This is a genomic window from Ruegeria sp. I1, from assembly GCF_056532675.1.
Genome location: NZ_JBQFNM010000001.1, coordinates 412,453 through 424,852, shown reverse-complemented (window position 1 = coordinate 424,852; position 12,400 = coordinate 412,453). Strand labels below are relative to the sequence as shown.

Annotated in this window: 16 protein-coding genes; 1 reads left to right on the top strand and 15 read right to left on the bottom strand. The window is 60.3% G+C overall.

Annotated elements, in window-relative coordinates; translation table 11 throughout:
• Positions 1-60 precede the first annotated feature (60 nt).
• Positions 61-870, bottom strand: a complete 810-nt coding sequence (gene cysE, locus ACR0DH_RS02170) for a serine O-acetyltransferase (protein ID WP_480542464.1) — start codon at positions 868-870, stop codon at positions 61-63.
• An 84-nt stretch (positions 871-954) separates the two neighbouring features.
• Between cysE and ACR0DH_RS02165 the strand changes: the two genes are divergently transcribed.
• Positions 955-1,293, top strand: a complete 339-nt coding sequence (locus ACR0DH_RS02165; RefSeq protein ID WP_480546821.1) for a TraR/DksA family transcriptional regulator — start codon at positions 955-957, stop codon at positions 1,291-1,293.
• On the opposite strand, the gene ACR0DH_RS02160 is transcribed toward ACR0DH_RS02165, so the two are convergent.
• The 14 genes from ACR0DH_RS02160 to ACR0DH_RS02095 form a co-directional block, all read right to left on the bottom strand.
• A complete protein-coding gene (locus tag ACR0DH_RS02160) occupies positions 1,274-1,570 on the bottom strand; it encodes a DUF7742 family protein (RefSeq protein WP_480546819.1) in 297 nt (98 codons plus the stop codon). The genes ACR0DH_RS02165 and ACR0DH_RS02160 overlap by 20 nt on opposite strands.
• A gap of 9 nt (positions 1,571-1,579) precedes the next feature.
• Positions 1,580-5,524, bottom strand: coding sequence for a baseplate multidomain protein megatron (locus tag ACR0DH_RS02155; RefSeq protein WP_480546817.1), 3,945 nt, complete (start codon positions 5,522-5,524; stop codon positions 1,580-1,582).
• Entirely contained in the window at positions 5,524-5,967 is a 444-nt protein-coding gene (locus ACR0DH_RS02150; protein ID WP_480546815.1) for an NlpC/P60 family protein, read from the bottom strand. The genes ACR0DH_RS02155 and ACR0DH_RS02150 overlap by 1 nt, the downstream gene beginning before the upstream one ends.
• The gene (locus tag ACR0DH_RS02145) at positions 5,967-6,854 is read right to left on the bottom strand and encodes a DUF2163 domain-containing protein (protein ID WP_480546813.1); all 888 of its coding nucleotides are present in this window, start codon (positions 6,852-6,854) and stop codon (positions 5,967-5,969) included. The genes ACR0DH_RS02150 and ACR0DH_RS02145 overlap by 1 nt, the downstream gene beginning before the upstream one ends.
• Positions 6,854-7,486, bottom strand: coding sequence for a phage distal tail protein, Rcc01695 family (locus ACR0DH_RS02140; protein WP_480546811.1), 633 nt, complete (start codon positions 7,484-7,486; stop codon positions 6,854-6,856). Before ACR0DH_RS02140 ends, ACR0DH_RS02145 begins: the two co-directional genes overlap by 1 nt.
• 15 nt (positions 7,487-7,501) lie before the next feature.
• Positions 7,502-8,164, bottom strand: a complete 663-nt coding sequence (locus tag ACR0DH_RS02135) for a phage tail tape measure protein (protein WP_480546809.1) — start codon at positions 8,162-8,164, stop codon at positions 7,502-7,504.
• Positions 8,151-8,360 carry a rcc01693 family protein gene (locus ACR0DH_RS02130; protein WP_480546807.1) on the bottom strand — a complete coding sequence of 70 codons (210 nt, stop codon included), beginning with the start codon at positions 8,358-8,360 and terminating at the stop codon, positions 8,151-8,153. Before ACR0DH_RS02130 ends, ACR0DH_RS02135 begins: the two co-directional genes overlap by 14 nt.
• Positions 8,357-8,677 (bottom strand): gene transfer agent family protein, encoded by a 321-nt coding sequence (locus ACR0DH_RS02125; RefSeq protein WP_480546805.1) that lies wholly within the window; start codon positions 8,675-8,677, stop codon positions 8,357-8,359. The genes ACR0DH_RS02130 and ACR0DH_RS02125 overlap by 4 nt, the downstream gene beginning before the upstream one ends.
• A 4-nt stretch (positions 8,678-8,681) precedes the next feature.
• On the bottom strand, positions 8,682-9,095 hold the full coding sequence (locus ACR0DH_RS02120; RefSeq protein WP_480546803.1) for a phage major tail protein, TP901-1 family: 414 nt from the start codon (positions 9,093-9,095) through the stop codon (positions 8,682-8,684).
• A 20-nt stretch (positions 9,096-9,115) separates the two neighbouring features.
• Entirely contained in the window at positions 9,116-9,529 is a 414-nt protein-coding gene (locus tag ACR0DH_RS02115) for a DUF3168 domain-containing protein (protein ID WP_480546801.1), read from the bottom strand.
• Positions 9,526-9,864 carry a phage head closure protein gene (locus tag ACR0DH_RS02110; protein ID WP_480546799.1) on the bottom strand — a complete coding sequence of 113 codons (339 nt, stop codon included), beginning with the start codon at positions 9,862-9,864 and terminating at the stop codon, positions 9,526-9,528. Before ACR0DH_RS02110 ends, ACR0DH_RS02115 begins: the two co-directional genes overlap by 4 nt.
• Positions 9,861-10,460, bottom strand: coding sequence for a head-tail connector protein (locus ACR0DH_RS02105; protein WP_480546797.1), 600 nt, complete (start codon positions 10,458-10,460; stop codon positions 9,861-9,863). Before ACR0DH_RS02105 ends, ACR0DH_RS02110 begins: the two co-directional genes overlap by 4 nt.
• A gap of 175 nt (positions 10,461-10,635) precedes the next feature.
• On the bottom strand, positions 10,636-11,814 hold the full coding sequence (locus tag ACR0DH_RS02100) for a phage major capsid protein (RefSeq protein ID WP_480546795.1): 1,179 nt from the start codon (positions 11,812-11,814) through the stop codon (positions 10,636-10,638).
• Between the two features lie 34 nt (positions 11,815-11,848).
• Complete coding sequence (locus tag ACR0DH_RS02095; RefSeq protein WP_480546793.1) at positions 11,849-12,394, bottom strand: HK97 family phage prohead protease; 546 nt, start codon at positions 12,392-12,394, stop codon at positions 11,849-11,851.
• Positions 12,395-12,400: the final 6 nt, after the last annotated feature.

The window sequence follows — 12,400 nt, the reverse complement described above, 5'->3', positions numbered from 1 at the left end:
CCACAAAAACAAAGGCCGCCTCTGTAACCGAGGCGGCCTTTTGCGTTTATCTATATCCAACTACTGATCTTTGCCGAGCATGTGATCCATCGAGATCGAAGGTTGATCACAACCAGCCTCGCCTACGATCTTGGCAGGTATGCCAGCAACGGTTTTGCAGGATGGAACAGGCTGCAGAACCACAGACCCGGCAGCAATGCGGCTGCAATGTCCGACCTCGATATTACCCAGAACCTTGGCCCCGGCACCGATCAGAACGCCATCACCAATCTTGGGATGGCGCTGCTCCTCTTCCTTGCCGGTCCCGCCCAGCGTCACCGAATGCAGCATCGAGACGTTGTCGCCAACAATCGCAGTCTCACCAATGACGATCGAATGGGCATGATCGATCATGATCCCTTTGCCGATTTTGGCGGCCGGATGAATATCGATCCCGAATATCTCGGATGACCGCATCTGGAAGAAATACGCCAGATCATGCCGCCCTTTCCGCCACAGCCAATGCGCCACGCGATAGGCCTGCATTGCCTGATAGCCTTTGAAATACAAGATCGGCTGCAACAAGCGGTGGCAGGCCGGATCACGTTCATAAACCGCCATCAGGTCGGCCCGCGCGGCCTCAAGCAGAGACGGATCATCGGCATAAGCCTCATCCACGATCTCGCGCAGCACCATCATCGACATCTCGTTCGAACACAGTTTGGCCGAGATACGATAGGACAAAGCCCGCTCAAGACTGCGGTGATGCAACACACAAGCATGGACGAGCCCGCCCATCAGCGGCTCTTTTTCCACGGCCTCGGTCGCCTCTGAGGTGATGCGGGTCCAAACCGGATCGACCGGCGTTACATGGCTGCGCTTTTCAAACATGGCTTTTGATCCTCTGCTGCGCCTAGAATGCCATTTAGTGACAAAAACACCAAACGCAAACCCGTGATCGGGTCATCAACAAAAATGAATGAAACAGAACGAAGCGATTTCGACACCCTGATCCGCGCCCGTTTAGAGGAGCTTACGGCGCTATCTGCCTCCGCTGAGCAGTCGCAGGCTGTGGTCGAATTAGATCAACAGGCCGTGGGACGCCTCAGCCGCATGGATGCCTTGCAAAATCAGGCGATGGCCAAAGCGCAGCAAACGAACCGGAGTATCGAAACGCACCGCCTCAAAGCGGCGTTGCAACGTTTGGAAGACGGCGAATATGGATATTGCGAGGATTGCGGCGACCGAATTCCCGATGGCCGTCTAAAACTGGACCTTGCGGCCAGCAAATGCGTCAGCTGCGCCTCTGGCTAAGGTGAAAGCGGACCAGTTGACGCAGAACCAATTCAAAACATTGGCAATAGTTCACGTCGTCAAAGCCGGGCTCGCCCACCAGTTTTCGCTTTCGCGCGGCCGCAATCAGCGAGCCATTGCCATACAGCGGATGCAAGCGACCGGAGGCTCTGACATGCGCGTCGGCCAGTTCCGCCTCTGCGATCATCTTCAAACACAGGCTCTTTCGCTGAGACTGCGGCACCGCCAACAAGGCGCGTGCCGCAGCGCTAAGGTCCCCATGAAACAAAGATCGCATCGGAACGGCCTACCCGACCATCACACGGGCCGAAGCACCCGGTCCGTAGATGGCGGAAACCTGAGCGACTTCTACGTCAAACGGACCGGATACCCCATCTGCCACCTGCATCGCGGCTGTGTAGGCCCAGCTTGGTTGGGTCACCACCTCTTCGCGCAGAACCGTTGAGCCGGACCATGCCCGCAACAGATACGCTTCCGCTTCTTCACCGAGCGGTACATCCAGACCGGACCAGTCATCGCCATCTACACGGGTGCGACGCACCCAGCTGACTGCATAACCATCGGTAACTGCCCTTGCCGTCAGATGTGCCGGCGCATACGGTCGAAGCCCATTGCCCTCAAATGCCTGCACCAGATGCGTATAAGATGGATCGTCATACCCTCGGGTCGCGGGTCCGATGCGATAGTGCTTGTCTATCCGCCGCTCAGTCCGCAGCAGGTTGATCTGCGAGACACTGGCGTTCAGCAGCACAAAAACCGATCCGTCTGGCCAGGCATCGGGCATCAGGGCATCCGTCCCTAACTGCCCGCGCAGTCGCCCTGACAGCGCGTAGACACCGGGGCTTTCCAGCATCGCATTCGAAAACTGAAACACTTCCCAATTGCCGGTTGTTCCATCGCCAATGGCCGCAAGGTTCAACCCGTTCAACAGCGCCTCGCGCGGTTGCGATTCCAGCTGACCCTCAATCAACCTGACCCGAAGGATCGGGCCATCGTCCCAAAGCCCAGTGCTGGCGCGCAGCAGTGGCGTTTCGGTTCGGCCAATGGTCGCAGGTGCGGTGATCACATCGCTGAGCGTATAGCCCTGATCCGTCGTCGAACTATAGACCACCGCGTTGCCCGGCCATGGATCAGCCGAAACAGCCAGATAAGGCGCATGCGGCACCTCCGCCCCTGTGATCAACGGCAAATCCATAAAGACCGGCAGTACCGGAACAGGCGCTAGATAGGGCTTTACCGAGATAGGATCTTCTTCGATATCCGACAGTTTATAGACCCCAGGCTCAACCCGAATTGCGTCTGCAAGTTGCAGTTCTGCCGTCTCCATCCGGTCAATCCGATAGAGCGCACCTTTGGCCTCACCCGACAGGCGCACGACATCCCCGGCCCCCAGATGCAGCATAGACGGGGGCAGCGCAAACCGGGTGCTGTCGCGCGACACGCGCGCCTCGCTGAGCCAGCGTTCTGCTGTTTGCCTTCCCTCACCGCGCGTCATCGACAGGGGCATCTCATTGACCGAAACGGAATGGGTACTGACATCGGGCAACACAGCCTCTTCGGCGACGAAGTCGTGGTCTGCATCGGACTGGACAAAGCGCAGGCGCACGCGCCCGGTCATCTCGGCTTCGGCCTCACGACGGTATTCGACAGTGCCGTCCAGATCGGGGCTGACCGCCAGACGATCCGGGTTCAGATCAACAGCGCCATAGCCATCCCGCATCTGAAACCGCAACACACCGTCACGTTCGATGGCGTCGAACCCGTAGCGCAGCATCAGTGGTTGCAAGGCGGACCGCGCATTGGTGACGTCTTCGATGACATAGCCGCGTACAACGCCATATAGGCCCGATACGTCGATATCAGTCACCCCGGCGCCATAGCAGATTTCAGTCACGACCGAGGCCAGCGTGCGTGCGCCTGATCGCCCGTTCAGCCAGTGACCGCGCGCATAGTTGCCGCCGTCACTCCATTTAACGCCCTGGTTCGGGAACGCCGGAAACGGCCGCGCATCCCAGGCCCAGACATAGGCGTTGGACATATCCAACATCGGACCGCCGTAGACTGTTGAGGTCGGGTTGATCTGCGGATCACACCAATAGCTCAGCATCGCCCTAAGATACTGAACCTGAATGAAATCATCACGCATGCCGTTGGAATAGGCAGGCAGCTGGGACTCAGACGATTTGGGATCCAGAAACTTGTTTGGCTGATTGGTGCCCTTGTCGATGGCCGCACAGCCCAGTTCGGTGAACCAGATCGGCTTGGACCCGGGTATCCAATCCGTCGGATTGGCCTGCCGCACGCCGCCTATCCGATCGTGATGGGTGTTCAACCACCAATTCCGCAGGTCTTTGTAGCGCCAGATCCAAGGCTCGTCATACGCGCCATCTTCGATCGGAGCTCGGATCTGCGCCTCTGCTTCCTCGGGTGAGGCATAGTACCAGTCATACCCTTCACCGCCCTCGATGTTGCTGCGCAAATAGTCCAGATCATAGATCGAAGGTGCGCCCGCGGCGGCATCCAGATGAACCTCGCCATCGCGCCAATCGGACAGGGGCATGTAATTGTCGATACCGATAAAATCGATATTCCCATCGGCCCATAATGGATCGAGGTGGAACAGCCGATCATTGGTACCGGACGGTTGATAGCCGAAATATTCGCTCCAATCCGCTGCATAGCCGATTTTGGTATCGGGCCCCAAAATGCTGCGCACCTCAGCCGCCAGCGCCCGCAGACGTGCAACAGCCGGGAAACCGTTCGCACCGCGTATTTGCGTCAACCCGCGCATCTCGGATGCGATACAAAACGAGCTGACCCCACCCGCAGCCTTGCACAAGGCGGCATAATGCAGAATGAACCGGTTCAACCCCCATTCTTGCGGGCCCGTATAGCTGACAGTGCCATTGCCGATCACAAAGTCACTGGCCTTTGCAGTCCCAAAAAACGCAGTAACCTGCGTGTCGGCATCCGCAGTGCCATCGGGGGAACCCGTGCGCCCGGGGGCCTCGCTCAACGTGATCCGTCCACGCCAGGGCAGATGCGGCTGATCGGCTGCATCAGACCAAGGGTCAGGCAACCCGTTGCCAGCCAATTGCTCCATCAGGATGAACGGGTAAAACATGACCCGCTTGCCCCATAGCTTCAGATGCCGGATCGCCTCGACTACCGAGGCATCCGTGGGCGTCCCGCCATAGACCGGGCGATCATCCTCTCGCGCTACCAGCTGCGCCTGACTGCGCGACAGCCCGGACACGTTCCAAGGCATCCCCTGTCCATCCGCGTCGCGGCGTTCAACCTTGGGGCGGATATCACAGGACCCGCAGCGCAGATCATCGCCGAACCATGACACGATCAACGAGGTTGCATCGCAGTGCGGCAACTCCCAAGACAACGCGCGGGTCGAGGTCACCAGATCCGTCCAGCCCGAGGCTGAGCTGGCATTGGCCGGAGCGCTTTTGCCATAGCCAAGCGCATAGTTCACCTGTGAGCTGGCCAAGGCGTATTCACCTGATCCAGGCATAATGGCGACGCCCCGCACCAATTCCTGGACCGAAGTTTCGCGATCGGGCAGGTCTTTTTGCGGTGGGCGCACGACTTCGAAGGAAAACTGCGGAACGCGATTTCCGAAGTTCCCAAGCTGGAAGTCTTCGATTACCACGTAGGCCGTACCACGATAGCCTGGCACCTGACCCGCACCTTCGATGGATTCGATCAGAGGGTCCGGCAATTGATCATCCGATCCATGATAGATGCGCATGTTCAGGCTGCTCAGTTCCTGTTCTTCCCCATCGGCCCAGACGCGGCCAACATCCGCGATCTGACCCGAGCCAACGGCAATCGCCAGCGAGATGGAGTAGCTGTAGGTAACAGTCGTCACCTTGGGAGTCTTCGGCTTGCCTTTGCCGCCTCCGCCTTCGGTGGTCTCACTGCGCGTTTCTAGGAAGTCCGAGGCCCAGATCACCTGCCCTCCGACCCGCATCCGCCCAAATACCGTCGACACCGGCGCGCCTTCGCCCGTCTCTGTCAGACGGAACCGGTCCATCCGCCCGGTTTCGACAACGTCACTGCCGCCGCCCATCACGGATTGGCTGAGAAGACGCTGGTCAATTACCCGCCCGATGGTCGCACCCACCGCGCGACCGATAATGGCGGTCGACAGGCCAGCAATCGTGCCACCGATTGATCCACCCAGTGCAGCACCGGCTGCAGAAAGAACTATCGTCGCCATCAGCGGACCTCCAACGGGAATTCAAAACAAGCCACAATCCGGCGGCGCCACGGCTCGCTCAGGGCGTTTTCGACAACGCCGTGCCCGCTATAGGCATGCACAAAACGCGGGACTGCACCGATGCTGGTCACAATCCCCAAATGCTTGGCGATGCCGCTGTCGCGCATGCGAAACAAAACGACATCACCCGCCGAAAGATCCGCGCTTGGCTTTTCGATCAAATGACGTTGCGCAGCGGCCCACATTCGCTCCTCGCCCTGAGGTTCGGACCAATCCATCGTATAAATGGGCACTTCTTCGGGTTCGTGACCGATTTGCGCGCGCCAAACGCCGCGCAGCAGACCCAGGCAATCCGTGCCTGCCCCCTTGGTCGAAGCCTGATGGACGTAAGGAGTGCCGAGCCAACTGCGCGCCTCGTCCACGATATCCTGTCTGCGTGGCATCACCGTCTGCTTCCCCCGTTGTTCGGATTGGTTTTCTTAGGCACCGCCATCATCCAATCTTCACCCGGAAGATCGGGGAAACCCTGAAAATTCAACAGATTGTTAAACTTTTCTCGACAGGTCGACATGCGCTTGTCGCAGCCTGCGGTCAGCCGAACCCGGTCGCCAACCGACAGCCCTCCGCCAATACCGGACCACAAGGTGACCTTGCGCCCGCCATCATCCCTGTGATCCGCTTTGATCGAAGACCAAAGCCCGCTGGCCGAGCCGGACAGCACGTCCAGACGACCCCGCTCAAACCAAGCCGCAGCCGCGTTTTCACCACCGTCCACATGGATCAATGTGCTACCGTCAAACGCCACGATCTCAGCCTCGACCGAGAACCCTTCGGCATTTGTGTCGAACTGGCACACCTTGTCGCCCAGAACTGCAGTACAGGGTTTCTGATAGATACGCCCAAGCGGACGGTTCAGCAGATCGGTCAGCCCGCGCAGCTCGGCGTGAAATGCACCGCCCGAGCGGCGCAGCTCTCCAATCGATCCGCGAAACTGCAGGATACGCTGATCCAGATCGGCCCAGTTGACCAACCAAGCCCGCACCTTTGCGCCATCGAACCGGCCCGCTTCGATATCTTCCTCGCGCACGGCGGCGTCAGACAGCGCGCCCATTGCTTCGGTGTTATCAATCGACAGCCCGGTGGCCTGTTCAATCGCCGCAGCGGTCAGGCCGGTACTGGCCTTGAAGGTCACGCCTTCGAATTCCAGTTCCCGGTCGTGATCCGTAAAGCCATATTCCTGCCCATCCGCGCGCGTGATCGCCCAACAACGGCATACAGTGGTCAGACCGGTCTGAAGATGGGCGTGCAGCCCCTGAACATCCCCGGCCATCAGACACGCACCTCGACCACTGGAACACTTGGCGCGTCACCGGCCTGAAAGCTGGCAACACTGGTCTGAATCTTGTCGGTATCGAACCGCACTGGCACGTCGAACTCGTACCCGGCTGTAATCTCGACACCTTCAGGCGGCGGATCCGCGAACACGACTGCGCCTGTGGTCAGATCAACCTCAAAATCTACGCCTTCTCGGATTTCATCCTGATCTAGCCCCAAGACCACCGTGCCCAACGCTGGCTTGGTAATCGGGCGCACATAGCTGACACCGCCCGATGTGTAGGTCTTGACCAGCTGAAATTCAGTGCGCACACCATCGCCCAGCGCTATGACCTGATCCCCACGTTCCACATCGGCCGAAGCCAGACCCGATTTGAAATCAGACCAATCCTTCCAGCGGAAACCGAACATCTGCCCCTGCCGCGCCTCGAAGAATGAAATCAGCGTCTCAATATCGTCCAGCGACCGCATCCCGAGCCCCGCGTCATAGCGACGGCGCGAATGGGCCCAAGGGGTGTTGCGTTCTTCGAACCCGTTGGCCAGCGTCACGATATCCGTGCGCCGCTCGGGACCGCCGACCGAGCCAAAACTCAGGCTGGCCGGAAATCTGACCTCGTGAAAATTCATGACCTGCTCCCGGTTTTATCTGTTGCGATTGCCGCGCCCCAAAGCACGGCTCATCTGTGCTGCGATCTGGCCCTGGCTGCGGCGGAACCCTTGAACATCGGGTGTTGAGATGTTCATGACGACGTTGACCGCACCCCCGCCGCCCGAACTGCGAACCCCCAGTTTTCCATCCGCCCCGCGTGCCAATGGCATGATCGCCTCGGGGCCCGCCTCGCCCATCAGGCCGGTGCCGCCGCGCATCGGAAAGGTTGTGGGGCCGCTGATCACACCGCCATTGGCAAAGGGCATCACGCGCCCTTGGCTGAAACTGCCGCCATCGGCAAACGGCAGAAGACCCTGCACAAGACCACCAACCGTACCGGACAACAGCCCACCAAAGTGATCCGTTACCGGCTTGATCGCAGCCGAATAGGCCGTCTGGATCAGCGAGTTCTTCAGAACGTCCAGCGCATCAGACAGGCTCTTCCCATCCAGCACCACACCGTCGAAGGCTTTGCGCAGCCCACTGGACATTCCCCGCTCCAGCGTGGCGACATCCTTGCCCGTTTCCTCAAACGCAGCGCCGATCCGCTTCATCTGACTGTCAAAAGCCGCCGCCATGCTGGCCGCATCACTTAACGAGTCGCCCAGCGCCTCGCCCCGCTCCTGCAGGTCGTCAAACCCATCACGATCCGTCATCACGCTCTCCTTGTTCTGTGTCCGGATATGCTGCCAACAGCGCATCCAGCCCGGCCCGGTTCATCGCCGGTATTCCGGCACTCTGCCCCAGCAGCAGCCGCAACTCGGCCGGGGTCAGACGCCAGAACTGATCCGGCGTTAGGCGCAGCCCGAGGAACCCGGCCCGCATCAAAGCAGGCCAGTCGAACCCGCTCATGCGCCACCCGGCACCATGAAGGCCCGCGCCAGCAACTCAGCCGCAGCCCTTGCACCGGCCAAAGGGCCCCCTTCGATCTCCGCATGCATCACGTCAGTACGGGACACATCCGCCCCGCCGCCCCGCAGTCCCGCCACGATCAGCGCAAGCACATCGTTGCTGGAATAGCCGCCACCTTCGAACCGCTGGACCAGCTCAACCAATGACCCGGTATCCAGTTCCTGTTCCAATTCCGCCAAAGCACCCAACGTTAGCTTGAGTACCCGCCGCTCCCCATCGATGGTCAATGCCACCTCGCCCGTCCACGGATTGGCCATCGGATTACAGCGCGGTAAAGGTCAGCGCACCGGCGCTTGCCAAGCTCATCTCATAGGTCGCCTCGCCATTGTGCGAGCCCGCATATTCAATGCCGGTCACCTGAAACGGCCCCTCGACAATGCCGAAATCGGGGATGATCACCTGAAAGCCCGGTGTCTCGCCATCAAAGAACAACTGCCGCGCGCGCTCGTCGGTGCCTTCGTCCTTGAATACGCCCGAGCCCGAGATCGCGGCCGATTTGACTCCTGCCCCTGATAGCAGCTCGCGCCAGCCTCCCTGGCTCTCCAGGGTGGTCACATCCACGCTTTCGGCGTTGAAACTGATCCGCGTGGCGCGCAGGCCAGCGATGGTTTCGAACAGGCCCGTGCCGTTCATATCAACTTTGACCAAAAGGTCTTTTCCGTTCTGGGCAGCCATGTGCTCTCTCCGTTGATTGCTTAGTCGTCTTCCACGCGGGCGCGGAATCTCAGGTCGATCTGGCGGATTGCACCGCCGGTTCCGGTGCGCCGGGCGCTGGCGCGTTCGAACCAAAGCCCCACTAGGCGGCCCCGATCCAAACTCAGCCCCACGCCGTCCAGCGCGTCACACACGGCACCGGCCAGTGATTTTGCGGCGCCAAATCCTGCGGCCTCGGACACAACCGAGATCGTGAACCGATGCAGCGCACCTGCGCCGGACCTGTCCGACGCTTCGCGGACCTCTTCCGGGCCCAGCGTCACATAGGTGGTTGGAACCGGCCCAGTCGGCACCGCATCAAAGATTGCGCCACCAGATTGCGCGCTGACATCAGCGTCAGCTGAAAGCCGCTGAAACACCGCCGCCTGCAACGCGGCTGCTACGCCATAGCTCATGCCGCCACCTCTTCATCTGCGAAACAGGTCAGATACTGACCGCGCGGATCGCGATCCGCGACAGCGCGGATTACGAAACGCCGCGTGCCTTCGACAAAACGCTGATCCGGTGTTGGCCTCATCGACGATCCCTCGGGCGCGCCCCGCACCACAATGCGATAGCCCACCCGTGATACCGGCACCCCTGCGATGGCCCGCTCGGACCCGCTGCGCGCCGTAACCTCTGCCCAAATCGTGCCCAGCACCGCCCAGGTCTCAACGAACCCGCCCGCACCATCGGCCGAACGATCCGGCGTTTCCAGCACCAGCTTGCGGTTCAAACGGGGCGCCTTCATTGCGCCATTCCCGAACCAAAACGCACCATACGGTAGCGCTGAATCAGGCTGGTAACCCCAAAGGGCATGCATCCATCGCTCAGCGACGTCTCATCGCGATATTCGTAGTAATGTGCCGCCAGCAGCAGCACAGCCTGTCCCAGATCGGCAGGCAGACGATCCCAACCCGCGGCCATACCGGCGGTAAAGGCAATCTTCACTGATCCGCCCGTTGGAACATTTGGTAAAGACACTATCACAGGCCGCAACCGCGGGCGCTGACTATCACGCTCCAACCGATAGGTGCTGACATCAAGATCAGTGTCCGCCCCCGTCGCATCTGTCATCGTGACCGTATCAATTGCTGAAACCGGGGCCACAGGCAGTACTTCACCCGCCGGGTCGCGCCAACAGCTGAGGCTCCAGGAAAAGGCCCGCTCGATCAGCACTTTGCCGGTTCTGGCCTCGATTGCCGCGATGGCGGCACGCAAGAAGCCTTTCAGCACCTCATCCTGCACATCACTCTCGGCAAACCCCGTGCCCATCCGCAAATGCGCTTTGAACTGATCCACCGGCAGCGTCGCATCCGCGATGGCGGTTTCTTCGATCAACATCATCCATTCACTCCGCAATCTCGGACCCCTCCGGGGCCGTAGTCTTGAAAATGACGGGCACGCGCCGCCCCACGTTGCTCGGACGGAGGGGAGCAGCTAGACAACGCGGGGGATCTCACCCCGGCCCGTACCCGCCGCCCGAAGGACCGGTCTCCCGGCCCCTCGGATCCGTCACCGCTTAGGCGGTGCCGAATTTCAGAAGCTTGATCGCCGCAAAGTCGCTGACGTCGCCGCCCACCCGCTTGGTCGCGTAGAACAGAACATGCGGCTTGGCACTGAACGGATCACGCAGCACACGCAGATCGGGGCGCTCGGCAATCGTGTAGCCAGATTGGAAATCGCCAAAGGCGATCGAGAAGCTGTCCGATGCTGCGTCTGGCATATCCTCGGCGATCAGAACCGGATAACCCATCAGGCGCGCAGGCTCACCCGCGGCCAGACCATCCGACCACAGGAAGCGGCCATCGCTGTCTTTCAGCTTGCGGATCAGGCCAGCGGTTTTCGAATTCATCACGAAGGTGCCGTTGACGCGGTACTGTGCGCCCAGCGCATAGACCACATCGACAATCGCATCCGCGTCTATACCACCATCGATACCGGTGGCGACGTAACCAAGGCTGCCCCAGGACCAGCCATCATCCGGCACCGCGCGGTGGATCATCAGCCCCTTGGGCTTGTCTACACCATCGCCATTGATAAACGCCGCCGCTTCGGCGCGCGCGAATTTGTCGGCGATACGACCGGCCAGCCAGCCTTCGACATCAAACGCACTGTCATCCAGCAAGCGCTGCGAGGCCTTGGGCAACGCGCTCAGCTCGTGCAGCGGGATCGAGATACGGTCAATCGACGGGGTGCTGGTTTCTGCCGTGGCCGAATTCTCATCGGCCCAACCCGCGCCCACATCCGTATGGTCGATCAGCACGTCAAACGAGTTCGCCTCGACATTCACAACCGAAGCAATCGAACGGATCGACGCGGTTGAATTCAGAACCGACTTGATCGCCTCCGCAGTCTGCGGATCAACCAGGTACCCGCCTTCGCTGTTCACAGCGGTCGACAGCGATTTGGCCTCGATCTCCAGCCCGCGCAGCCCGTCATCCTCGCCCGAACGCACGTAAGCATCAAAAGCTTTCTGATGCGGGGCACCGTCCTCGTTCGAGGCTGCAAGATGCGGGCGCGCCGCGATGGTTGATTTACGATCCAGCATGGTCAGTCGCTCTTCTGTCTGTTGCAATTTGGTTTTCACTTCAGCCTTCAGGCCCTTGAATTCATTCACGAAGCCAGCCATCGCCTGCTTCACCTCCTGAACCAGGGGCGCACCCTCTCCGGTCAAGGCCGGGGTCTCGGTCTTGCTCATCAGCTTGTCCTGTTCTGAGTGGGTTTGAGGCGCGCTAGGTCCGCGCCAGCTCCTGCCGGGCATGGTCAAACACCTCGGCAATACTGCGCCAGGTGTTCTCGGCCTCAGGGTCCACACCCTTGGCCGCCACCCGCGCACTGGGCAGCATCGGGAAGGTCACCAAAGACACCTCCCACAGCTCCAGTTCGGTCAGGACCCGCTGGCCCTTATCATTCTTCACGGCGCGCTTGGTGCGATAGCCGATCGACAGGCCATCCATGGCCCCCGCCCGGATCAGCTCGGCCGCCTCTCGGCCCTTCTGCGTGCTTTCCAGCAGACGGCCCTTGACCCACAGGCCCTTGTCGTCTTCACGGACCTCATCCCAAACACCGATAGGCTGCGCCGGATCGTGCTGCCACAACATCTTGACCCGTTGGCCCAGCTTGGTCAGCCCAGCCAGCGAACCGCGATACGCGCCGCGCTGCACCACATCGCTACCCTGATCGACCTGACCAAACAGGCTGGCATAGCCTTCGATCACAGCATCCTCGGATACCGACAAACCATCTCCAAACCGCGCGAATTTATGTTCCAAATCCATGAACTT